Raw genomic sequence first — 22,331 nt, 5'->3', positions numbered from 1 at the left:
GTGGCGGCGCGACCCAAGTCCAGCCTCGGGGGCGAAACTCCAATTCCGTGCAGCGGGAGATAGCTTGATCGGACCGCATGAATGTTTAGCTTGTGCTGGCACGAGTCGCGGCGCTATCGGTCGCGCGCTCATTCCTCCGAAAGCCACATGACCACCTTCACGCCGCATCAGGACTCCGCGCTGAAAGCAGTTGCCGACTGGCTCAAAGCCAAGCCCGGCAAGGGCGCCACTCCGCCGGTGTTCCGGCTGTTCGGCTATGCCGGAACCGGCAAGACCACGCTCGCCCGCCACATCGCGGAAGGCGTCGACGGCGAGGTGAAATTCGCGGCCTTCACCGGCAAGGCGGCGCTGGTGATGCGCAACAAGGGCTGCGACAGCGCCTCCACGATCCACTCGCTGATCTATCGCGCCCGTGAATCCGGCGTCGAGCAGCCGAGTTTTGAGCTCTGGGACGACGCTCCCGCGTCAAAAGCGAAGCTGATCGTGATCGACGAATGCTCGATGGTCGACGCCGAGCTCGGCCGCGATCTGATGTCGTTCGACTGCCCACTGCTGGTGCTCGGCGATCCCGCGCAATTGCCGCCGATCCAGGGCGGCGGCTTCTTCACCGATGCCGAGCCGGACGCGATGCTGACCGAGGTGCACCGCCAGGCGCAGGACGATCCGATCGTGCGGATGTCGATGGATATCCGCGAGGGCCGCGAGCTCGAGATCGGCCGCCACGGCGAGAGCGAGGTGGTGTCGCGCAAGGAGCTCGATCCGGACCGCGTGATGCGCGCCGACCAGGTGCTGGTCGGCCGCAACAACACCCGCCGCGCCTACAACATGCGGGTGCGGCAGCGGCAAAACATCGAGGACCCGCTCCCCGTCGCCGGCGACAAGCTGGTCTGCCTGCGCAACAACCGCAAGAAGGGCCTGTTCAACGGCGGGCTGTGGCGGGTCAAGGCACGCGCGCAGTCGAAATCGAAGATCATCACCATGCGCGTGATGCCGGATGAGGATTTCGGCTACAAGGTCACAAAAGTCTCGGTGCGCGGCGAATGCTTCGACGGCGGCGTCGAGGGCGTTCCATGGGAGCAGCGCAAGCCCTATGACGAGTTCGACTACGGCTATGTGCTGACCGTGCACAAGTCGCAGGGCTCGCAATGGGACGACGTCGTGCTGTTCGACGAGAGCTTTGCGTTCCAGGATTCGCGCGCGCGGTGGCTGTACACGGGCATCACGCGGGCTGCGAAGCGGCTGAGCATTGTGGTGTGACGCCCTATCCATCGTCATTGCGAGCGGAGCGAAGCAATCCATCATCCCGCTTGTTGAGACATGGATTGCTTCGTCGCTATCGCTCCTCGCAATGACGAGATGACGATTTCGCCGCGACGCAGTAGAAGTCCTCGTGGGGCGGCCGCCCGCCTAAGGTCTCGCCCGAGCGCGATTTTGCTCACGAAACCGTGTGGCCGGCGGCGTAACAAAACGCGCCCTCGCCCGTATTTTTAAGCGTCGGAGCAGCCCGGCCCGATTTGCGAATGCCGGCTGCCGCTCTAGACTGGCCCCCAATTGCGATCCCACGAGGAACCCATGCCCAAAAGCTCCCTCAGCCGCCTCTCGCTTTGCGCCGCCGCGATCGGCGCGCTGGCCGTCGCCGCTTTTGCCGTTGCGCCCTCGCTTGCCGCCGAGGACGCCGTGATCATCCCGCCGCCCGCGGCAAGCGCGCCGGAGGCCGGCATCAAGACCGCGGTGCTCGCCGGCGGCTGCTTCTGGGGCGTGCAGGGCGTGTTCCAGCACACCGCCGGAATCGTCAGTGCGGTGTCCGGCTACTCCGGCGGCAGCAAGTCGAATGCCGACTACGAGAAGGTGTCGACCGGCACCACCGGCCACGCGGAATCGGTCGAGATCAAATACGACCCGCAGAAGATCTCCTACGGCAAGATCCTGCAGATCTTCTTCTCGGTCGTGCACGACCCGACCCAGCTGAACCGCCAGGGCCCCGACTCCGGCACCCAGTATCGCTCGGCGATCTTCACCACCAGCGACGAGCAGAAGCAGGTCGCGGACGCCTATATCGCCCAGCTCAACGCGGCCAAGGTCTACAAGAAGCCGATCGTCACCAAGGTCGGCGCGCTCGAGGCGTTCTATCCGGCGGAGGGCTACCACCAGGACTATCTGACGCTGCACCCGACCCAACCCTATATTGCCTATAACGACATCCCGAAGGTCGAGAACCTGAAGAAGATCTTCGCGGAGAACTACATCGAGAAGCCGACGCTGGTGAGCAGCACCAAGGCCACCAACTAGACATCTCGCAAAGGAGGTTGAATGTCCGACACCAAAACCGACGGCAAGGTTCACAAGAGCGAGGCCGAGTGGCGCAAGGAATTGACGCCGATGCAGTATGCGGTGCTGCGGGAAAAGGCGACCGAGCGCCCCTTCACCGGCGAATACGAGCATGATCCCCGCAAGGGCACCTATGTCTGCGCCGGCTGCGGGCAGACGCTGTTCGAATCCGACCAGAAGTTCGACTCCGGCTGCGGCTGGCCGAGCTTCTCCAAGCCCGCGATCGAGAGCCATGTCGACGAGGAGCGCGACGTCAGCCACGGCATGATCCGCACCGAGGTGCTGTGCTCGAAATGCGACGGCCATCTCGGCCATGTCTTCAACGATGGCCCCGGCCCGACCGGCCTGCGCTACTGCATCAACTCGGCGGCGCTGAAGCTCGACGAGAAGAAGTAACAACTCGTCATGCGCGGGCTCGACCCGCGCATCCATCAAGGAATGAGTCTTTCATCACGATGGATTGCCGGGTCAAGCCCGGCAATGACGATAGCGGGTTCGGCAAATATCCCGCCCTCACGTCGAACAATTTCTCCGCCCCGCGCGACCAAGAACCGGTCGCGCGGGGTTTGTTTTGGCCGCGGCGGCCCTCGCGCGCCTGAACATGAGGAAATTTTGATGTCACGGATTCCAGGAAAGCTTTTGTTGGGTCTCGGTCTTGCCGGCCTGATCATGGGGAGCACTTTGAGCATGCCAGCGTTCGCCGCCGACAAGATCTCGCTGTTCAAGGTCATCACCTCGAAGGACGAAATCGTCATCGGCCTGACCGATGCCGATCTCGCGCAGGTCGAGGGCCAGAATGCCGGCGGCATCGCCAAGATGCTGGTCGCCAAGGGCTCGATGAGCGTCTGGCAATACGCCGTGCACAAGTCGGCCTCCGGCGATCTCGAACAGGCGCCGCTGCACAAGATCGGCCTGATCGCCAGCGACTCTCTGCGGGTCGAGCCCTATCCGACCCCGCTGAAGGTGCTGCCGATCGACGAAAGCAAGAAGTGACGGTGAAGCCGTCATCCCGGGGCAGTCCGCAGGACTGAACCTCAGATGCGCAATCGCGCATCGGGGGATATCGAGATTCCCCGGTGCGCAATTGCGCACCTGAGGTTCGATGCTGCGCATCGCCCCGGAATGAGGACTGAAGTTAACGACTCGCGGGCCGGAATGTGCTTTGCTCCGAATTCGCGGGGCCGTCGGCGTCTCGCCGTGCGGCTGCCGCCTATTCTGAGGAGGGCGCCATGTCGCTCGGACTGATCCTCATCATCCTCCTGCTGATTATCCTCCTAGGCGGCTATAGCGGCCGGATCCGCGGCTATGGCTATGGCCTCGGCCACTCCGGAATGGGCCTTTTCGGGGTGATTTTGATCGTGGTCGCGATCCTGGCCTGGCTCGACAAGATATGAGAGCCTTAAGACTCTGAAATGAAAGGGATTATTCAGCCCGATCGCGTGCTATGCGCGGATTCAGCATGTGCCTTGCCGGGGCCGCTTCTGGGGTCGCATTTTTGTCAAAGAGGCCTATATTAGGGGTCGAAATGACACGTACGGCGCGCCGCCGATGGTAGGCCGCCGTCCCCAAAATCCCTTTCGCCGCATCGCGCCAAGAACACAAGAGGTCGTCGACCATGCGTCCCCTGCGTCCGTTCAACTACAACACGTCTGCCGAGCTGTTTCCTGCCGCCATCCGCAAGAAGAAGCGGGCTGGTTTCGCCTATCGCCGTTTCGGCACTGCCGCCGAAGCCGTGCGCTTTGCGATGGAAGAGCTGCCGGCGGATTCGCTGAACGGCGCCTATCTGCAGGTCGAGGAAGCCCGTTTCGACCAGAACGGCATCCGCTCGCTGTATGAGAGCGAAGGCTTCCCGCTGCCGCGTCGTCCGCGCCCCGCCGCCAGCCAGACCGACGCCGACGCCGCGTAACCTTTCCGCTCCTCTTAAAACGAAAAGCCCTCGGACCGATCCGGGGGCTTTTGTTTTGGGGAGTTCGTTAGATCCGCGGCTGCTTGTCCAGCCAGCGCCGCAGCATCCGCACATTGCGGATATTGGCGCGGAACATGACGTCGAACGCGTCGCCCGCCACCGGCACCATGCCGATCACGCCGTCGACCGCGACATTGGCGAGCATCCGCGCCGTGATGTGCCAGGGCGCGCCCAGCAAGCGGGCCTCGCGCACCAGCCACAGCGAGATCGCGGTGGTGATGATGTCGCCGACCACGGGGATCAGGCCGATCAGCCCGTCGATGCCGTAACGGACATTGGTGCCCGGCACGATGAAGGCGACGTCGAGCAGCTTTGCGATCATCTCCAGCCGCGCCAGCCGCTCTTCGCGCGTCAGATTGCCGAACGGATTGGCGCTGGCGTTGCGGAAGTCGAACTGGAAACCCTCGAACTGCGGATGCAGCGTGGCGTCGGAGAATTCGCGCCCGTCCTGGTCGATGACCTTGCCGCGCGCCTGCGCCCCGCCGAAAGGCGGCCGCGATCGCGCAGCGTGGGGCATGAAAATGTCGTCCTCGGGCATGGCCATCACATGGTAACGCAGGCAAGCGGTTCAAGTTGCGTCACATTACCACTGTGTCACGTTTGAGGCTCCGTCACGTTCACGGCCGCATCAAGCACCGCGCGCCGAAGCGGCGGCGGAAGCGGCGGTTTTCGATCGCCTTGCTTAGTCGACGACCTTGTTCATGGTTCTGAGTCGGTGGGCCAGCGTCCTCATCACCTTCAGGGCAAAATGCGGCGTCTGGCTGACGAGGAAGAGAAACTGCTTTTCCGAGACCGGGACGAGCTCGACATCGGTGAGAGCTGTGGCGGTCGCGCTCCTTGGCTCGTTGTCGATCAATGCCATTTCGCCAAAGATCGTATCAGCCGCCAGGTCCGCGACGGTCTTGTTGCCGACCTGAATGCGCACGTAGCCGCTCTTGACCACGAAGAGCTCGTTGGCTTGCTCGCCCTCGCGAAAAATGATGCCTCCGGCTCGGACCAGACGCGTTTCGATACTGTTGCCCGTCAGAAGGCTAAAGCTTGCATCTACCACTATGAACCCTTTCCCCGAAGCTGGACGCAGGTCTCATACGTCCCGGTCGTCTGCCGCTCCGGCTAAAACAAATGCGATAAAACAAAACACGGCAGGCCCGAGATCAGCATCGCCATCGGCAAGGTCAGGACCGAGGCCATGGACGCGCTCATCGATCGCCCCCACAGCCGCCGGCTCATGAGGACGATGCGGACGCGTGACATTGGGACTACACTTGGATGACGACGGTATGACAGTTGTGTGAAAGCAACGCGCCCGGCTCGCGACCGGCGTCTGTGCACCGATAAGATTACCGTAGTGGTGCGATCTGTTGCTCGCCGCGCGCTCAACCCGGCTGCTCGTCCGATTGCGGCGCGCTCATTTCGCCGCTCGGTCCCGAGCCGTCGATCACGCCGAAGCCGGCGACTTCCGCCTTCCCGTTGCACACTGTCGCTTGTGAGTGCGTGCCTAGTGCTGGGCTGCCGTCGTCGCCGGCTGGTAGAGCTCTTCGGCATATTTGTGCGCCAGCCAGGACGTGATCACGCCGGGGATGAAGCCGACCAGCCCGTAGAGGATGAACTGCACCGCTCCGCTCTCGGAGCCGTGCGAGGCGTACATCAGCGCCGCGCCGACGAACGCCACCGCGCCTACGATCAGCATCCGCACCGTTGGCGCGATCCGCCTGACATGCATCAGGATGTCGTCGATCGCGCCGAACATCAGCGACGGCACGATGCCGAACAGATAATTGTATTGCAGCGACTTCACGAACACGACGAGCAGCTTCGCCACCTCGCCGCCATTGGTCTCGGTCCAGTAGCCGGACTGATAGGTGGTCATGAGCAGCAGCAGGAAGCCGCCGATGAACGGCCCGATGGCTGCGAAGATCAGATAGCGTTTCATGGCGTGCCCTTGCCCGACGTCAGGCGAGTGTAACGCAGTCGCGCGACGGTGCTAGAGAAAATCGAAAACGCCCGGCAATGTTCCGGCGCTCTGCGCGTCGAATGCGCTGCAACAGACGGCCGCCGCGATGTCGCTGCGATACGGAATCGCCCGGACGGAGCCGGGCGATGACATCGTGAGCAGCGAGGTGAGCGCTAAGGCCGCTACTCACCCCACGCCGCGAAGGCGTCGTTGAAGGCCCGCTCGCCGGGGGCGCCCTTTTCGATCGCGATGATGGCGCGGCGCTGGTTGGTGTAGACCAGCGGCACGTCGAACCAGGAGCGCTCCTTGAGCAGCTGCAGATTGCGCGAGCGGTCGGCGTCGACGTTGGAGAGGCCGACCAGGAAGAAGCCGTCGGTGACCTTGACCGCGAGCCCGGCCAGCGGCGTGCCGCGCGCCTGCTCGTTGGACTTCATCAGGATGCCCGGCACGTTGCCGACGCCGCCATTGGCGAAGTCCTGCGGCAGAATGAAGGTCAATTCCGCGGTATGGCTCGCCGGCAGCGATGAATCGGTGTTGCGGCGGAACGACATCGTCATCTTGAACTTGCGGTCGGGGATGTCGATGTCGGCGCGCACGGCGATGTCGGGCTTCTGGTTGCCGGAGCCCTTGATCTGCTCGGTGCGCCAGACCACCGAGCCGACATATTGCTTGCCCTTCGGATCCGACGGGTCCTCGTCATAGAGCACCACGCGCTGCGCCACCGGAGCGACCGGCTCGCCCGACGACGAGGGCTGGCCGACGCGGTCGGTGATCTTCTTGCTCGCAGGCGTCGCGGCGGCATCCTTCGGCGCCTCGACGGGCGCGGACGACTTGAACAGGCTGCTGACGAAGGTGGTGACCTGCTGCCGCAACAGAATGCCGGTGCCGACCAGGATCAACAGAATGCCGATCGCGATCGCGGTCTTGAACGGGAACATCGACCGGACGCGCGGCGGCTTGCTCGGCTCGCGCTCGCCATTGCCAATGCGCGACCGTTGCGGCGGCGGCGCCTGCGGCGGCTGCGGGGTGTAACGCTCCGGCTCCTCGACCGACTCCTCATAGGAATACGGCGCGTCGGGATCGGCGCCGCGGTTCTCCAGGCTCGGCTCGAGCCGGTCGAATTCCGGCGAGGGCGACGGCACGTTGGCGTAGGTCTTGCGCGCGTTGCGGCTGGCCTGCGCCGCGGCGCGGCCGAGATCGTCGGCGTCGGCGGTGATGTCGCGGAAACCGCGCACGCCCGGGGCGGCCGGCGGCACCGGCGGCTGCGCGCCTTCCGGACCGCGGCGCGGCGGACCCGGCCGGGCCTGTGGCGGCTGGGTATCGAGGCCGGGCGGGACGTTAGGAGGAATCTGCGGGTTCTGCGGCCGCGGCGAGGCCGGCGGCGCATCGGGGCGCAAATTGCGCGGCGGACGGGGGTCGGCCGGGGGCCGCGGGCGCGCGGCAGCGTCGGCGGAATTGGCCTCGGGCGGCCTGGGATTGGCGCGGCGCAGCGTATCGCTGCTGCGGGCGGAGGCGCCGCCACCGGGGCGGGAGGCCTCGCGGGCGCGCTGCGCGGCCTCGGACTCGACCTTGCGAACCGCCTCTTCCAGCGACAGCCGTTCGCGGGTGATCTCGGACTCCGAGAGCGGCGGCTGCACGCCACGGAGTTGCTGGATCAACGCCGTCCGCGCCCGCGCGTACAGCGCGCGGCGGGCTTCGCCGGGAGCGTTGGGGTCCAGTCCGGCGATGGCACGGGCGATCAGCGGGTAGTAGTCAGCCATTTCCACACAATTGGTGGGATATAGGTAATATCCCGTTAAGCCTCGAACGGATTCTGTACCAGAATAGTATCTTCACGCTCCGGGCTGGTGGACAGCAGGGTGACCGGGCACCCCACCAGTTCCTCGACCCGGCGAACGTATTTGATGGCCTGGGCCGGCAGGTCCGCCCAGGACCGCGCGTTGGCGGTCGGCTGCTTCCAGCCCTCGATGATCTCGTAGATCGGCTCGACCCGGGCCTGCGCGCCCTCGCCGGCCGGCAGATGGTCGATCTCCCTGCCATCGAGCTTGTAGCCGATGCAGACCTTGATGCTGTCGAACCCGTCCAGAATATCGAGTTTGGTCAGCGCCAGCCCGGCAATTCCGCAGGTACGGACAGTCTGTCGCACCAGCATGGCGTCGAACCAGCCGACCCGGCGCTTGCGCCCGGTATTGACGCCGAATTCCTTGCCGCGGCGGCCGATTTCCTCGCCGATCTCGTCGTTCAGCTCGGTCGGGAACGGACCCTGGCCGACGCGGGTGGTGTAGGCCTTGCAGATGCCCAGCACATAGCCGACCGCGCCCGGGCCCATGCCGGTGCCGGTCGCGGCCTGCGCCGCCACCGTGTTGGACGACGTCACATAGGGATAGGTGCCGTGGTCGACGTCGAGCAGCGCGCCCTGCGCGCCCTCGAACAGGATCCGCTTGCCCTCGCGGCGCTTGAGGTCGAGCAGCCGCCACACCGTCTCGGCATAGGGCAAAAGCTTCGGCGCCATCGCCGTCAGCTCGGTCAGGATGCCCTTGCCGTCGATCTCCTCCAGATTGTGGCCGCGGCGCAGCGCATTGTGATGCGCCAGCAGGCGTTCGATCTTGTGCGGCAGGGTGTCGAGGTCGGCGAGGTCCATCAGGCGGATGGCGCGGCGGCCGACCTTGTCCTCATAGGCCGGGCCGATGCCGCGGCGGGTGGTGCCGATCGAGGTGATGGCGTTGCCGGATTCGCGCAGGGAGTCGAGTTCGCGATGCAGCGGCAGGATCAGCGTGACGTTCTCGGCGATGCGCAGATTGTCCGGCCCGACCGCAACGCCCTGCCCCCTCAGCTTGGCGACCTCGTCGAGGAAGGCCTGCGGGTCGAACACCACGCCATTGCCGATCACCGCCAGCTTGTTCGGGCGCAGCACGCCGGACGGCAGCAGCGCCAGCTTGTAGGTCTCGCCATTGATCACGAGCGTATGGCCGGCATTGTGGCCGCCCTGGAAGCGCACGACGATGTCGGCCTGTTCCGACAGCCAGTCGACGATCTTGCCCTTCCCTTCGTCACCCCACTGGGCGCCGACGACGACAACATTGGCCATTTCGAAGATGTTCCCTTCAGGTGTTTCAGACCATGATCGCGGCGAAAACGCGTCCGCCCACAGCGATCCTGCATGATATGCCCAGCCCAAATCACGGCGCCCGGCCGCGCGCACGCAAGGCGCCTACCGGATAACGGAAGCGGCCCGGCTTCGCAAGCAAGAAGGGGGTCGTTTATGCCTTTTAGACGAACGACAACCCTTTGATATCCCCTAAAAATTCCACCCCGTGCGCAGCGGCGGCGCCCTGGCCGGAATTTAATGTTGGCGCGGCCCGGTGCGACACGATCGGCCGATTGATCGCAGCCGCCATTGCGGCGATCATTCAGCTGGATTAACCGGCAGGGTCCATGCCCAATTCGACACCAGCAACCATGGCGCTGCGGAAGCTAGGCCTTGCCTTCAAGCTCCACACCTATGTCTACGATTCCAGCGCCGAGAGCATCGGGCTGCAGGCGGCGGAGGCGCTCGGCGTCGAGCCGAACCGGATGCTGAAGACGCTGATGGCCGAGGTCGACGGCAAGCCGGTGTGCGCCGTGGTGCCGTCCGACTGCGAGGTCAGCATGAAGAAGCTCGCCGCCGCGCTCGGCGGCAAGTCGGCCAAAATGATGCGCCCGGCCGATGCCGAGCGGCTGACCGGCTACCATGTCGGCGGTATCAGCCCGTTCGGCCAGAAGAAGCGGGTGCCGACCGCGATCGACGAGACCGCCCTCACCCACATCACCGTGTTCGTCAATGGCGGCCAGCGCGGCCTGCAGATCGAGATCGATCCGAACGACGCCGCGCTCGCCGCCGGCGCCACGATGAAGGCGCTGGTGGCGACGCAAGACTAGAGCGGGATGACTTTTCTTCGAAACGTCGTCCCGCTCTATCTCCTTGTTCTGAGCATGATCGTTTTCGCTTGAAAACGCTCTGCGCGATCAATGCGGGGATTTGTCCCTGCCGAACTCAGCGCCAACGAGGTCGGACAGGCCGGACAATTCCTCCGCCGAAATATCGTTGACGTTGAGCCGGAGCTGCATGATCGCGAGGTCGAGCAAATGTGCGGCAAAGGTTGCGCCGGCCGCCCTCACGATGCTGCGCTGCTCGAGCAACACCGTGATGACGTCGCGCAAACTGCGCACTTGCACTTGATCCATGGCCCTCTGCCCGATGCTGGCCGTTGTGATGTGTGTTGTCATTGGGATACCGATTGTAGTGTGCTGATGGATGCCGTGGCGGCGGACGGAATGTAGGGCAGGTGCTGCGCTTCCTCGCCCGGATGCAGGATGCGCGAGGGCACCTCCCGGACTTCGATGTCGATCGTCATGGGCGGCGGAATAAGCGTCACCGACGCTTTCGGCCACGGCGCCGGATTTGGCGTGACGGCGGTGAAGCGATAGGCGGCGGCGATCTCGAGCGCGAGCAATTGCAGCTCCAGCATCGCAACCCCCATCCCGGCGCAGGCGCGCGGACCGGCACCGAACGGGATGTAGGCATCGGTGTTGTAGCGCCGCGTCATCAGGAAGCGGTCGGGATCCTCGAAATGCCTGCCATCGCGCTGCAATTGCCAGGGGCAGATCAACAGCGAGGTGCCGACCTTGAGGTCGTGCCCGCGGATCGTCACCGGCTGCATCACCTCACGCGAGAACCACCATGCGCTGGGATAGAGCCGGCAAACCTCCTTGACCAGCGTCGCGCTCAGATTGGCGCGCTTCACCGCGTCTAGTCGCAGCTCGCCGTCGTCGCCCAGGCACTCCGCGGCCTCGTCGGCGATGTCGTCCATCAGCGCGGGATCGGCGGCCATGTGGTAGAACATCCATGCCGCAGTCGAACCTGTGGTGTGATGGCCGGCCAGCAGCAATGTCAGGATCTCGTCCTCGAGATCGCGATCACTCAGACCGAGCGCCTCGAGATCGCGCAGCGCGCTGCTCGAGCCCGCCTTGCGGCGCAGCCGCTGCACCACCGTCGACATGGCAAGCTTGGCGCAGACCCGGTTCTTGCGGCGGCGGTACCACGCCACCGGACCGAACGGCAACGCGCGGAACATCTCCTCCGCCAGATCGTCCTCGATCGCGCCGACGGCCTGAACCAGGGCTTCCTCGTCGCCAGACGACATCACCTGGGAGCCGAAGATCGCGACGCAGATCGTCCGCAGCGCCAGCATCGCGGTGACGTGGTGCGGATCGAACGATCCGAGCCGCGCCAGGCTGGCGCCGACCGCGCGGATCTCGGCGCACATATGCGGCAGGAATTTCTCGACGCTGCCTTTGGCCATGTGCTTCTGCAGCACCGCCCGCCGCCGTTTGTGCTCCTCGCCGCTCAGCATCAGCGAGCTGCGGCCGAGCACCGGCGTCAGCTTCTTGATCAGCTTGCCCTTTCCAATGTCGGTCTCCGGCGCCTTGAGAATCGGGCGCAGCAGATCGGGATCGTTCACCAGCAAGACGGGCGCAGGACCGAGCCGCAACGGCACCAGCCCCCGCTCTGCCTCGTTGCCGCGCGTCAGCAACAGACGCAGCGGATCATGCTGGAATGCTCGAACGTCCGAGAACATGTGAAGCATCGTGGATCTCCAATTGCCGTCCAAGGTCGAGGAATTTGGTCAGGCCGGGATTGTCGGCAAGACCAAGCGGGATTTCTCCGGCGAGCGCCGTCAGCGGGCGGCCCATGCGATCATTGCCGATCACCTGCGGCGGGCCGTAGCGGCGGGTGCGGATGTCCATGCGGGTGAGAAAACGCTCATAGGAGAGGTCGGCCAGCGCCACGAGCGCCTTCGCTCCGCGAAGCTCCGCGAAGCGGAACATCAGCGCGTAGTTCACGCGTGCAGTCTGCGACCTCGCGACACCAGGCAGCACGCCGAAACGGCTGATCTCCCAGGCGTCGCGGCGGCTCGGAAAGCGGCGCACCGCAAGCTGCGGGAACACCGACTTGGTGAGATAGGGATAGTCGGTGCGGATCGCCCGGAAGCCGCCGACGAGCTCGACGCCGGAGAACAACAGGCAGTGCTCGGTATACCAGCAGTCGAACTGATCGCGTTCGACATCCCCGACCGTGGTCAGAAGCCAGCCGCAATGGTCGACGAACAGCCGCTTGCGCAGCCGCAACATCGCTCCGACATGCGCCGGATCAAGCTCTTCTCTGGTGATGAGTGCGTGAAGGCCGTCCAATGAATGCGGCATTATCCCTTCCTCCAAATGCGGAACATCTGGAACAAAAGGGGCCAACTGTGGTACCCCCGGAAACCGGGGGTTTTAGTCAATGGGCCTGGTAGACGCGATTTCGACCATCGAGGCGTCAGATACCATCGACGAGCTCAGCTCGTCATTGCATCGTATTGTCCAGAACTACGGCTTCTCGGGTTTCGCCTTTGTCGATGCCGGCCGGCCCGATCTTGATCTGCCCTACCATATCGGCACATTTCCCGACGCCTGGAAGCGGGCGTATGTGCAGAACGAGTTCGTCCATGCCGATCCGGCGCTGGCGCGGTCGCGACGCACCAACACGCCATTCAGCTGGAGCAGCCTGAAGCTGCCGGAGCGAAGCGGACACAAGCGGGCGCCCGAGGTCAAAACGATGGATGCCGCCCGGGAGTTCGGATTCAAGGACGGCTTCGTCGTGCCGTTCCACTATCGCGACCGGCTCGGCGCCGTCCATTCGAGCTCGACGGTGTTTTTCTGGGAAGACCAACCGCGCGATTTCGACAAACTGTTCATCTGCCATCGGCATGAACTGCATCTGTTGATGATCTACTGGGTGCAGCGGGCGATGGACATCGTCAACCGCGACCAGCGCAACACGCCGACCATCCTGCGGCCCGCCGACGCCGCCGAGACGATCAAACTCACGGGCCGCGAAAAGGAAGTGATGGCGTGGGCGGCGCGCGGCAAGACCGTGGTCGACACCGCGCAGATCCTCGGCATCTCGCCGGAGACCGTGGAAGGCTTCATCAAGCAGGCGCTGCGCAAGCTCGAAGCGTCCAACAAGACGCATGGCGTGGCTAAGAGCATCGCGCTCGGGATCATCGACCTGTGAGCGGCGCCGCGCGGCCATCGCAGCGTGCTCAGGGCTGCTGCCGCGCCCAACGCATGGCCCCGCGAACAGGAAACGCGGCATTATGTGGCAAGGTCATATATCCGGGTTGGGTTCACCACACGCGTCGCCCCCTGATTGCATTCGCGGACAGTCTTGATAAAAAAGCGAAGGCCGGATGACGCGGATGCGAGCATCTCAGGCCACGAGGTGCGCGGGCCGCGCGATTGGGCGGCTGAAGTCCAGGTACGGATCGTCCTGCGCGTCGCCCGGTTCGGTGGGACCATTTGTCCATCCGAATGATCCGCCGGAGTCCCATTGCGGCCGCGCTGGCCATTTGCCGGCAGCCTTCGTCGACGAATTGCTGTCCACAGTCATTGCCGGAGATGGTCTGAACGCACCATGAGCACATCGCAGGACGACCAGATCGACCAACTGGTGCAGGCGCGCTGGCGCGAGATCGGTCTGTCGCAGGCTGATCTCGCCGAGATCCTGTGCGCGGGCGCCTCGCTGCAAAAGAACGGCGTAAGCGGTACGGTGAAAATCGATACCGGCCGTCTGGCAACCGTCGCCGAGATGCTCGGGATCGCCGCCGACATCCTCAACCGGCGGAGCGCAACCACCGCGCCGGCACAAGGCGGCGGCCAGACCGCGGAATCGCTGCAGTCGCTGCTCGAACTGCGCATGCTGCGGGTGTTCCGCGAGGTGCAGGATCCCGACACCAAGCGGATCCTGATCGAGCTCGCCGAGCAGATCGTCAAGCGCCAGACCGCGCCGCCGCAGACCGGTTAGAGGTTCATCCCGGCCCGCAGAGCGCCGTAGCGAAACCGCCGTCGCCCGCCGCGAAAGGGGCCTTCGCGCATGGTCGCGATGCGTCCATCCCCATTGATGGATCGGCGGAATCCGTGTCTGTGACAGGGGCCGGGGAGATCCATACCGGCCCGGTGATGCCAGCCGGGCAGGCCGCGGCGTCGTGAACCCGGGCCTGTCGCATGTCTGCCTCCGATTCCACCACCACGCCTGCGTCCGGCTCCTGGATCGCCAACCAGCCGTATCTTTTGCTCTGCATCACCGCGATGTGCTGGGCCGGCAATGCGATCGTCGGCCGGCTCGCCGCCGGCCACATTCCGCCGGTGACGCTGTCGTTCCTGCGCTGGTCGGCGGCATTCCTGATCATCCTGCCGTTCGCCTGGAAGCACCTCGCCCGGGACTGGCCCGCGATCCGCAGGAATCTCGGCATCATGATGCTGCTGTCGATCACCGGCATCAGTGCCTTCAACACGCTGCAATACTGGGCGCTCGAGCACACCCAGGCGCTTAACACACTGCTGCTGCAATCGGCGGCGCCGCTCGTGGTCGCACTGTGGTCGCTGATCCTGCTCGGCACGCGGCTGACGCTGGCGCAGTTGCTTGGCGTCTTGCTGTCGCTGTGCGGCGTGCTGGTGATCCTGCTGCATGGCGACCTCACCACGCTGTCGAAGATCGACTTTAACAAGGGCGACCTGATCTTCACCGTCGCGCTGGTGATCTTCGCGCTGTATTCGGTGCTGACCTTGAAGCGGCCCAACATCCACGGCCTGTCGGTCGCGGCCTTCACCTTCGGCTGCGGCGCGCTGTTCCTGGTCCCGTTCTTCATCTGGGAACTCGGCGCGCGTCCGGTGATGCAGCTCACCACCAACAACCTGCTATCGCTGTTCTATGTCGCGGTGTTCCCCTCGACGCTGGCCTATCTGTGCTTCAACTGCGGGGTGCAGCTGATCGGCGCCAACCGCGCCGCGCCGTTCTTCCACATGGTTCCGGTGTTCGGCACCATCATGTCGATCGTGTTCATCGGCGAGCATCCGCAGGCCTTCCATTTCATCGGCTTCGCGCTGGTCTTGGCCGGCGTCTTCGCGGCGTCGCGGAAGCAGCGCGCGTAACTCTCCACTCCCTCTCCCCGCTCTTCGCGGGGAGAGGGTTGGGGTGAGGGGCTCGTTCGGCGACGGCACCGCCAGACGTACTCGCGGAGACTCCCCCTCACCCGGATCGCATCTCCGATGCGATCCGACCTCTCCCCGCAGGCGGGGCGAGGTGAAGAAAGCCTGCGGTGACTATCGGCGGCAAATCCGCTATCTCCTAGGGTCTGCTTTGCGGACAGGTCCCAACATATGGCGCGCGCCAGCAATCTCTTGATCGGCACCCTGACGCTGGCCCTGATCGCCGGCTCGCTCGGCGGCTGGCTGGGCTATCAGCGCTATGCCGGCATCAAGCGCATGGTGCCGTTCCGTGTCGTGTTCGAGGGCTCGGCGTCGGGCCTGCGCCGCGGCGCCAGCGTCAATTTCGCCGGCGTGCGGATCGGCGAGGTGGTCTCGATCAGGCTCGACCGCCGCCGTGTGGTGGCGATGACGCGGATCGAGGGCAACGCCCCGATCAAGAAGGATACCCAGGTCGGCCTCGAATTCCAGGGCCTGACCGGGATCGCCTCGATCTCCTTCACCGGCGGCACCGACGACGCCGCGGCGCCGCCCGTCGGCGCCGACGGCATTCCTGAGCTGACCGCCGACGCCGAAGGCACGATGGGCATACAGGAGAAGCTGCGCGTCGCGCTGCGCAATGTCGACCGCGTCATCACCGAGAACGAGGCCGACATCAAGGACTCGCTGCTCGGGCTCGAGAACTTCACCAATTCGCTGTCGGGCAATGGCGAGCTGATCGCCGCCTTCATCGACGCCGCCGACGCCGGCGTCAGCGCGGTCGACGACAAGATGACCTCGGCCGACAAGTTCCTGAAGAGTTTTGGCAGCGACAAATATGGCGGCGAGCTGCTGCCGACCGTGATCTCGCTGCGCGAGCTGATCCAGAGTTTTGACAAGAAATCCGGCGCCGTGATTGCCGAGACCCGCAAGACACTCATCGACGTCAGCCAGTCCATCAACAAATTCAACGGGAAGATTGTCGGTCCAGGGGGCAGGCGCTAACCTGGAAGCTCCAACCAAGAACCAAGAACAACGGAAACGCCAGACGTGCACGACCGGACCGCAGCCTCTTCCCCGCCTCCAGCAACCGTCAACCGCGCCGCTCCCGCCGTGCCGCGGCGCTTGCGGCACTATCTCACACTCGACGATTTCGAGCCGCAGGCCCGCCGGCTGCTGCCGAAATTCCTTTACGGCTACATCTCGGGCGGCGCCGAGACCGACGCGGCCCGCACCGACAATCGCCGGGCGTTCGACGAATACGGCTTCGTGCCGCGGGTGCTGAAGGACGTCTCCGGCCGCGACCAGACCACGACGCTGTTCGGCAAGACCTACGCCTCGCCGTTCGGGATTCCGCCGATGGGCTCGTCGGCGCTCTGCGCCTATCGCGGCGACATCGTGCTGGCGCGGGCCGCGGCCGCCGCCAACGTCCCGATGATCCTCTCGGCCTCCTCGCTGATCACGCTGGAGGACGTCCGCGCGGCCAATCCTTTGGCTTGGTACCAGGCCTATCTCGCCGGCCTCGACGAACGCATCGAGCCGCTGGTCGATCGCGTCGCGGCGGCCGGCTACGACACCTTCGTCGTCACCGCCGACGTCCCGGTGCCGCCCAACCGCGAGAACAACATCCGCAACGGCTTCCAGGTGCCCCTTGCGATCACGCCGCGGGTGTTCTGGGACACCATCACCCATCCCGACTGGCTGCTGAACACCTGGGCGCGCACCGTGTTCAATCACGGCATGCCGCATTTCGAGAACATGGACGCCAAGCAGGGCCCGCCGGTGCTGTCCAAGAACCTGATGCGCAACATCGGCAGCCGCGACCAGCTGGCCTGGAAGCATGTCGAGCTGATCCGCAAGCGCTGGAGCGGCAAGCTGGTGGTCAAGGGGCTGATCTCGCCGGAAGACGCGCGGCTGGCGCGCGAGCACGGCTGCGACGGCGTGATGGTCTCCAACCATGGCGGCCGCCAACTCGACTACACCGTCTCCGGCTTGCGCACGCTGCCTGAGATCGCGGCGCAGAAGGGCAACATGACCGTGATGGTGGACGGTGGCATCCGTCGCGGCACCGACGTCATCAAGGCCTTGGCACTGGGAGCGGACTTCGTCTGGGTCGGCCGTCCGTTCCTCTATGCCGCCGTGGTTGCGGGCGAAGCCGGCGTCGCGCGCGCGATCTCACTGCTGCATGACGAGATCGATCGCGACCTCGCCTTGCTCGGCATCCGGAGCCTGAAGGAGATCACCCCGGACCTGGTGCGGAAGTATTAAGTTCACGCATAGCGCGCTGCGCCCATGCACAGCGCGGTGATCGCGAGCAGCCCGGCCGCGATGCGCTGGGCGAGCGCGAGCCGCGCGCGCGCCGCCGACGGATCGCCGGCGCTGTTGCGCAGCTGCCTGATCGCGCCGCCGCCGACGAAGATCTGCACCGCGATCGCGGCCAGCGCTGCGATTGCGCCGCCGGCCAGGATCTTTTCCGACAGCGCGAACGACCCTTCATGGACCAGACGCCAGAGCGTCACGCCGGTGACGATCGCGACCGTCGCGGCGCCGATCTGCGGGCCCAGCAGCTTTTCGCCGCCGAGGCCGCCGGTGCGCGCCAAGGTGAAGCTGGAGCCGGCCCAAAACACCGATGACAGGACGTGAAGGGACAGGGCTATGATGAGGACGATCTGCATGATGTTGCTCCAAAGGGCCTTGGAAATTAGATATACATAATGTATAGTCAATCTGACGAAAGCAAGGCCAGCCGATGCCGCCGCGAAGCTATGTGAGCCCGGCACGTAGCGCAGCCGCCGCCGAGACGCGCGAGCGCGTGATCGAGGCCGCCTCGCGCACCCTGCGTGAGGGCGAGAGCATCGCGCGCTTCTCGCTGGATACGGTGGCGAAGGCGGCCGGCGTGACCCGGCTCACCGTCTACAACCAGTTCGGCTCGCGGCGCGGGCTGCTCGAGGCCGTGTTCGACGAGATCGCCCGTCACGGCGGGCTGCATCAGCTCGCCGACGCCATGACGATGGCCGATCCGCGTGCCGCGCTCGACCGCATGGTCGAGATCTTCTGCGGCTTCTGGAGCCGCGATTCCGCGGTCGCCCGGCTGCACGACGCAATGGCGACCGATCCCGAATTCGCCGAAGCGGTGCGCGAGCGCAACGAACGCCGCCGCCGCGGCGTCACCGCATTGATCGACCGTATCGCGGCCAAAAGCGCGTCGCCGCAGGCCCGCAGGGACGCCGTCGACCTGATCTTCGCGCTGACGAGCTATCCAACCTTCGCCTCGCTGAGCGCGGGGCGGTCGAGGGATGAGGTTTGCCGGGTACTGCAGGCGGCCTGCCGAGCGGCCATTGCCAATCTGTCAGACCCGTCATCCTGAGGTGCGAGCTCTTGCGACCTCGAAGGATGAATCGGCCACAGTCGGGCCGTCGACCCTTCGAGGCGCGCTACGCGCTCCTCAGGGTGACGGTGGTGGAGTTGCAAAAGGCGCGCTCTAAGCCGCCTCACCCGACCTTGAACTTGCTGTACGCCTCGCGCGTCGCGATGATGACGTGCTGTTCGCAGCCGTTGCGACGATGCGGGTCGCAGCGGTTTTCGTAGTCGGCAGAGGTCATCATGTCGATGAACGCCGCGACGCTTGGATAGTAGACCAGCGCGAGATAATCCCAGCGCTGGCCGGCAGGCTCTCCCAGCACGACCGTCTCGGCGTTTCCGGTCCACAGCAGCGTGCCGCCGCGCGCCTTGATCATCGGCACGGTGAGCGCGCTGTAACGCAGGTACGCATCCCAGCCCGAGCCGTCGCCGTCGAGCGATCGCTCCCGAAACCGCATCAGATTGACCATAACGACCGGAGCCTGGCGATCCAGCTCGTTCAGGCCTTTGACGTTCAAGAGATCGACACCCATCACCCGCTCCCGCCCAAAGCCTCTACGGTCCAGCCGCATCGATACGCCCGCAAACATTATGTCACATCGCGGGACTAGCCTGAAATGCCGCCGAGCCCTAAGCTACCCCTGCTCTCGGAGGTCAAGGCCGTGATGACCCTTCCCGAACTTGCAGCCGACGCGCTCGGCAAATTCCTCGGCGAATACATGCAGCGCAGGTTTGGCTCTTCGCAAACCGAGCTGGTGGAGATGGTGCCCTCGATCGCGAGGATCGCGATCGAATGCATCGGCAACAGCGACGCGCTCTATCACAATGTCGAGCACACCATGCTGGTGACGCTGGCCGGCCACGACATCCTGCGCGGCCGCGCGCTGCATTCGCACATGAGCGCCGAGGACTATGCGCATGTCATCATCGCCTGCCTCACCCATGACATCGGCTATGTGCGGGGGCTGTTCGAGGCCGATGGCCAGGACGGCTATCTGATCAATGCCGATGGCCGCAAGGTGATCCTGCCGCGCGGCTCGTCGGATGCGGCGCTGATGTCCTATCACGTCGACCGCTCCAAGATCTTCGTGATGGAACGGATCAAGGGCGTCGCCCAGCTCGACAAGGAGCGCATCGCCCGCGCCATCGAGGGCACCCGCTTTCCGCTCACCGCCCCTGATGACGATGAGGATTTCGGCGAAGAGGCCGCCTTGCTGCGCGCCGCCGATCTGATCGGCCAGCTCGGCGACCCCCACTACATCCGCAAGGCCAACGCGCTGTACCTCGAGTTCGAGGAGGCCGGGCTGAACCGCCAGCTCGGCTACGATTCGCCGGCCGATCTCGTCGACCTCTATCCGCGCTTCTACTGGGACAGCGCCGCGCCGCATGTGCAGCCGGCGATCCGTCACCTCAACGTCACCTCCAGCGGGCGGCAATGGATCGCCAATCTCTACAGCAACGTGTTTCGCGCCGAGCGCGACATCTCGCTGTCAGGGCCGCAGAAATAGGCGTGGCGACGGAGACACGCGCAATATCTATCTCCGTCATCCTGAGGTGCGAGCGGAGCGAGCCTCGAAGGATGCACGGCCCCGCTGGTGGCCGTCGACCCTTCGAGACGCGCGTGCCGCGCTCCTCAGGGTGACGGAATCAAGTGTTCATGACGCTGCGAGCGACGACGAGCCTTGGCCGCGCATGGCACCAATCCGCTCTTTCGTCTTGTCGCGGCAGCGGATTCGGGCACAACATCCACCAGATAATGACCGCTTTGCCCGCACCTGCCGCAACCCCACGCCATCAGCCGCTGCACTGGCTCAACAACCAGCCCTATCTGCTGCTCAGCCTGACGTCGCTGTTCTGGGCCGCCAACATCGTGCTGGCGCGCCATGTCGGCAGCCATGTGCCGCCGGTCACGCTGACCACGATCCGCTGGTTTGGGGTGTTCCTGATCCTGCTGCCGTTCGCCTGGCCGCATCTGAAGAAGGACTGGCCGAAGCTGCGCAGCGCGCTGCCGCTGATGCTGCTGTTGTCCGCGGTCGGCTTCGCCTTCAACAATGCGATTTCGTACTGGGCGATGCAGTATACCGAGGCGCTGAACGCGCTCTTGATCCAGTCGGCGGGGCCGCTGTTCGTGGCGCTGTGGTCGCTGATCCTGTTCGGCGTGCGGCTGACGCCGGCGCAACTCGCCGGCATCGCCATCTCGCTGGCCGGCGTGCTGACCATCATCCTGCGCGGCGACTTCTCGGCGCTCGCCAGCATCAGCTTCAACCGGGGCGACATCATGTTCGGCGCCTCGCTAGTGTCGTTCGGGCTGTATTCGGCGCTGATCCCGCGCCGGCCGAAAATCCATCAGCTCTCGCTGATCTCGTTCACCACCTGCTGTGGTGCGATGATGCTGTTGCCGGTGGCGGCCTGGGAATTCGCCAATGGCGTGACGCTGAAGCTCGACGTTCTGACGTTTGCCACGCTGGGCTATACGCTGATCTTCCCGTCGACGCTCGCCTATCTGTTCTTCAACCGCGGCGTCGCGCTGATCGGCCCGAACCGCGCGGCGCCGTTCTTCCATCTGGTGCCGGTGTTCGGCTCGGCGATGGCGATCCTGCTGCTCGGCGAGACGCTCGCGCCGTTTCATCTGATCGGCTACGCGCTGGTGCTCGCCGGCGTCATCATCGCCTCGCGGCAGGGCTCGGCGAAGCGCTAGCTGACGCCGAGGATATGGCTAGAGATTTTCGGTTCTGATTGAATCAGAACCGAAGCTCTAGCTTTTTGTTTTGACGCGTTTTCTTCACGCGAACCGGGGTCCACTTCGCTCGAAAACGCTCTAGGTGGTGTGGACTCTAAGGATTCCCTTTTAGGAGCAAATCAGATTCAAGGCTGCTTTTGGGGAGGCCGCCTTGGGTGTGATGGACCGTGTGGTATTGAGCGACGCGGCGTGGGAGCGGATAGCGCCGCTGATCATAGGGCGCCCCGATCAGAAGGGCTCCACCGGGCGCGACAACCGGATGTTCGTGGAAGGTGTGCTGTGGATCGTGCGTACGGGGTCTCCCTGGCGCGATCTTCCGGAGGTGTTTGGGGACTGGAACAGCGTGTTCCGGCGCTTCAGTCGATGGAGCATCAAGGGTGTTTGGTGGCGGATCTTCGAGGCGATGTCCGATGATCCGGACTTCGAATATCTGATCGTCGATTCCACCATCGTTCGGGCGCATCAGCACGCCGCCGGCGCCAAAAAGGGGGGTCTGAAGATCAAGCGGAAGATCAAGCGATCGGCCGCTCGCGCGGCGGCCTGAGCACCAAGATACATATGGCCGTTCGAGGCTTGGGATGTCCGGTGCGGTTCAAGCTCACCGCAGGTCAGAAGGGCGATGCACCGCAAGCCGCCGCATTGATCGAAGGCTTATCCGCCGAGGTCGTCATGGCCGATACGGCCTATGACGCCGATCACTTGCGCCAAGCCATCGCCGCCAAAGGCGCGCTCGCCGTGATCCCCAACAACCCGTCACGTGCGCTCAAATATCCACTCGACAAGCATTTCTATGCCCAGCGTCATCTCGTCGAATGCTGCTTCTCAAAGCTCAAGCAGTTCCGCCGCGTTGCAACCCGCTTCGAAAAGACCGCCCGAAATTACCTGGCCGTCGTCACTCTCGCAGCCATCGTCTTATGGATGCGATAAGTGTCCACACC

The 22,331-nt window shown here is 64.7% G+C and carries 26 protein-coding genes and 1 pseudogene; 16 read left to right on the top strand and 11 right to left on the bottom strand.

What is annotated here, in order from left to right; all coding sequences use genetic code 11:
* The first annotated feature begins 147 nt into the window (after positions 1 to 147).
* The 6 genes from V5279_RS09105 (at position 148) to V5279_RS09080 (ending at position 4,234) form a co-directional block, all read left to right on the top strand.
* Positions 148 to 1,257 (top strand): ATP-dependent DNA helicase, encoded by a 1,110-nt coding sequence (locus tag V5279_RS09105; RefSeq protein WP_166303031.1) that lies wholly within the window; start codon positions 148 to 150, stop codon positions 1,255 to 1,257.
* Between the two features lie 315 nt (positions 1,258 to 1,572).
* The gene (msrA, locus tag V5279_RS09100; protein ID WP_166303028.1) at positions 1,573 to 2,289 is read left to right on the top strand and encodes a peptide-methionine (S)-S-oxide reductase MsrA; all 717 of its coding nucleotides are present in this window, start codon (positions 1,573 to 1,575) and stop codon (positions 2,287 to 2,289) included.
* 21 nt (positions 2,290 to 2,310) lie between these two features.
* The gene (gene msrB, locus V5279_RS09095; protein ID WP_166214137.1) at positions 2,311 to 2,724 is read left to right on the top strand and encodes a peptide-methionine (R)-S-oxide reductase MsrB; all 414 of its coding nucleotides are present in this window, start codon (positions 2,311 to 2,313) and stop codon (positions 2,722 to 2,724) included.
* Positions 2,725 to 2,943: 219 nt separating this feature from the next.
* Positions 2,944 to 3,321 (top strand): hypothetical protein, encoded by a 378-nt coding sequence (locus V5279_RS09090; protein ID WP_338696574.1) that lies wholly within the window; start codon positions 2,944 to 2,946, stop codon positions 3,319 to 3,321.
* Between the two features lie 236 nt (positions 3,322 to 3,557).
* Positions 3,558 to 3,722, top strand: a complete 165-nt coding sequence (locus V5279_RS09085; RefSeq protein ID WP_016844323.1) for a DUF3309 family protein — start codon at positions 3,558 to 3,560, stop codon at positions 3,720 to 3,722.
* A 221-nt stretch (positions 3,723 to 3,943) separates the two neighbouring features.
* Complete coding sequence (locus V5279_RS09080; RefSeq protein ID WP_029079152.1) at positions 3,944 to 4,234, top strand: hypothetical protein; 291 nt, start codon at positions 3,944 to 3,946, stop codon at positions 4,232 to 4,234.
* A gap of 67 nt (positions 4,235 to 4,301) precedes the next feature.
* On the opposite strand, the gene V5279_RS09075 is transcribed toward V5279_RS09080, so the two are convergent.
* The 6 genes from V5279_RS09075 to V5279_RS09050 form a co-directional block, all read right to left on the bottom strand.
* Complete coding sequence (locus V5279_RS09075; protein ID WP_338696571.1) at positions 4,302 to 4,838, bottom strand: DUF4112 domain-containing protein; 537 nt, start codon at positions 4,836 to 4,838, stop codon at positions 4,302 to 4,304.
* Positions 4,839 to 4,976: 138 nt separating this feature from the next.
* On the bottom strand, positions 4,977 to 5,345 hold the full coding sequence (locus V5279_RS09070; protein WP_338696569.1) for a cyclic nucleotide-binding domain-containing protein: 369 nt from the start codon (positions 5,343 to 5,345) through the stop codon (positions 4,977 to 4,979).
* 447 nt (positions 5,346 to 5,792) lie between these two features.
* Positions 5,793 to 6,227 (bottom strand): DUF5413 family protein, encoded by a 435-nt coding sequence (locus V5279_RS09065; RefSeq protein ID WP_166303019.1) that lies wholly within the window; start codon positions 6,225 to 6,227, stop codon positions 5,793 to 5,795.
* A gap of 203 nt (positions 6,228 to 6,430) precedes the next feature.
* Positions 6,431 to 8,008, bottom strand: a complete 1,578-nt coding sequence (locus tag V5279_RS09060) for a hypothetical protein (protein WP_338696566.1) — start codon at positions 8,006 to 8,008, stop codon at positions 6,431 to 6,433.
* A 35-nt stretch (positions 8,009 to 8,043) separates the two neighbouring features.
* Positions 8,044 to 9,336: an adenylosuccinate synthase gene (locus tag V5279_RS09055; RefSeq protein ID WP_166303015.1), complete on the bottom strand. Its 1,293-nt coding sequence runs from the start codon at positions 9,334 to 9,336 to the stop codon at positions 8,044 to 8,046.
* Between the two features lie 181 nt (positions 9,337 to 9,517).
* Positions 9,518 to 9,646 (bottom strand): hypothetical protein, encoded by a 129-nt coding sequence (locus V5279_RS09050; protein ID WP_338696564.1) that lies wholly within the window; start codon positions 9,644 to 9,646, stop codon positions 9,518 to 9,520.
* Between the two features lie 37 nt (positions 9,647 to 9,683).
* On the opposite strand from V5279_RS09050, the gene ybaK reads away from it, so the two are divergent.
* A complete protein-coding gene (ybaK, locus tag V5279_RS09045; protein WP_338696562.1) occupies positions 9,684 to 10,166 on the top strand; it encodes a Cys-tRNA(Pro) deacylase in 483 nt (160 codons plus the stop codon).
* Between the two features lie 87 nt (positions 10,167 to 10,253).
* On the opposite strand, the gene V5279_RS09040 is transcribed toward ybaK, so the two are convergent.
* The 3 genes from V5279_RS09040 to V5279_RS09030 are packed head-to-tail and all read right to left on the bottom strand — an operon-like array spanning position 10,254 to position 12,491.
* Positions 10,254 to 10,472: a hypothetical protein gene (locus tag V5279_RS09040; protein ID WP_338696560.1), complete on the bottom strand. Its 219-nt coding sequence runs from the start codon at positions 10,470 to 10,472 to the stop codon at positions 10,254 to 10,256.
* Positions 10,473 to 10,510: 38 nt separating this feature from the next.
* Entirely contained in the window at positions 10,511 to 11,875 is a 1,365-nt protein-coding gene (locus V5279_RS09035; protein ID WP_338696558.1) for a cytochrome P450, read from the bottom strand.
* Positions 11,835 to 12,491 carry an acyl-homoserine-lactone synthase gene (locus tag V5279_RS09030; RefSeq protein WP_338696557.1) on the bottom strand — a complete coding sequence of 219 codons (657 nt, stop codon included), beginning with the start codon at positions 12,489 to 12,491 and terminating at the stop codon, positions 11,835 to 11,837. Before V5279_RS09030 ends, V5279_RS09035 begins: the two co-directional genes overlap by 41 nt.
* 79 nt (positions 12,492 to 12,570) lie before the next feature.
* On the opposite strand from V5279_RS09030, the gene V5279_RS09025 reads away from it, so the two are divergent.
* From V5279_RS09025 to V5279_RS09005, 5 genes are all read left to right on the top strand, one after another.
* On the top strand, positions 12,571 to 13,344 hold the full coding sequence (locus V5279_RS09025; protein ID WP_338696556.1) for a LuxR family transcriptional regulator: 774 nt from the start codon (positions 12,571 to 12,573) through the stop codon (positions 13,342 to 13,344).
* Between the two features lie 399 nt (positions 13,345 to 13,743).
* Entirely contained in the window at positions 13,744 to 14,133 is a 390-nt protein-coding gene (locus V5279_RS09020) for a hypothetical protein (RefSeq protein ID WP_166303000.1), read from the top strand.
* 200 nt (positions 14,134 to 14,333) lie between these two features.
* The gene (locus V5279_RS09015; RefSeq protein WP_338696555.1) at positions 14,334 to 15,260 is read left to right on the top strand and encodes a DMT family transporter; all 927 of its coding nucleotides are present in this window, start codon (positions 14,334 to 14,336) and stop codon (positions 15,258 to 15,260) included.
* A 228-nt stretch (positions 15,261 to 15,488) separates the two neighbouring features.
* Positions 15,489 to 16,298, top strand: a complete 810-nt coding sequence (locus V5279_RS09010; RefSeq protein WP_338696554.1) for an MlaD family protein — start codon at positions 15,489 to 15,491, stop codon at positions 16,296 to 16,298.
* A gap of 108 nt (positions 16,299 to 16,406) precedes the next feature.
* Positions 16,407 to 17,561, top strand: coding sequence for an alpha-hydroxy acid oxidase (locus tag V5279_RS09005; RefSeq protein WP_414645941.1), 1,155 nt, complete (start codon positions 16,407 to 16,409; stop codon positions 17,559 to 17,561).
* A 2-nt stretch (positions 17,562 to 17,563) separates the two neighbouring features.
* Here the strand turns inward: V5279_RS09005 and V5279_RS09000 are convergent, their stop codons facing one another.
* Positions 17,564 to 17,968 carry a hypothetical protein gene (locus tag V5279_RS09000; RefSeq protein WP_338696550.1) on the bottom strand — a complete coding sequence of 135 codons (405 nt, stop codon included), beginning with the start codon at positions 17,966 to 17,968 and terminating at the stop codon, positions 17,564 to 17,566.
* A 92-nt stretch (positions 17,969 to 18,060) separates the two neighbouring features.
* Between V5279_RS09000 and V5279_RS08995 the strand changes: the two genes are divergently transcribed.
* Positions 18,061 to 18,660 (top strand): TetR/AcrR family transcriptional regulator, encoded by a 600-nt coding sequence (locus V5279_RS08995; protein WP_338696548.1) that lies wholly within the window; start codon positions 18,061 to 18,063, stop codon positions 18,658 to 18,660.
* Positions 18,661 to 18,784: 124 nt separating this feature from the next.
* Here V5279_RS08995 and V5279_RS08990 read toward each other — a convergent pair whose 3' ends face one another.
* A complete protein-coding gene (locus V5279_RS08990) occupies positions 18,785 to 19,186 on the bottom strand; it encodes a DUF1330 domain-containing protein (RefSeq protein ID WP_338696546.1) in 402 nt (133 codons plus the stop codon).
* Positions 19,187 to 19,315: 129 nt separating this feature from the next.
* On the opposite strand from V5279_RS08990, the gene V5279_RS08985 reads away from it, so the two are divergent.
* From V5279_RS08985 to V5279_RS08975, 3 genes and pseudogenes are all read left to right on the top strand, one after another.
* The gene (locus V5279_RS08985; protein ID WP_338696544.1) at positions 19,316 to 20,161 is read left to right on the top strand and encodes a metal-dependent phosphohydrolase; all 846 of its coding nucleotides are present in this window, start codon (positions 19,316 to 19,318) and stop codon (positions 20,159 to 20,161) included.
* A gap of 248 nt (positions 20,162 to 20,409) precedes the next feature.
* Entirely contained in the window at positions 20,410 to 21,351 is a 942-nt protein-coding gene (locus V5279_RS08980; protein WP_338696542.1) for a DMT family transporter, read from the top strand.
* Between the two features lie 202 nt (positions 21,352 to 21,553).
* Positions 21,554 to 22,320 (top strand): annotated as a pseudogene (locus tag V5279_RS08975) (IS5 family transposase).
* Positions 22,321 to 22,331: the final 11 nt, after the last annotated feature.

The organism is Bradyrhizobium sp. 26S5, from assembly GCF_036923295.1.
Lineage (GTDB): Bacteria > Pseudomonadota > Alphaproteobacteria > Rhizobiales > Xanthobacteraceae > Bradyrhizobium > Bradyrhizobium septentrionale.
The sequence above is the reverse complement of the archived record's forward strand: the minus strand, read 5'-3'. Positions and strand labels throughout refer to the sequence as shown.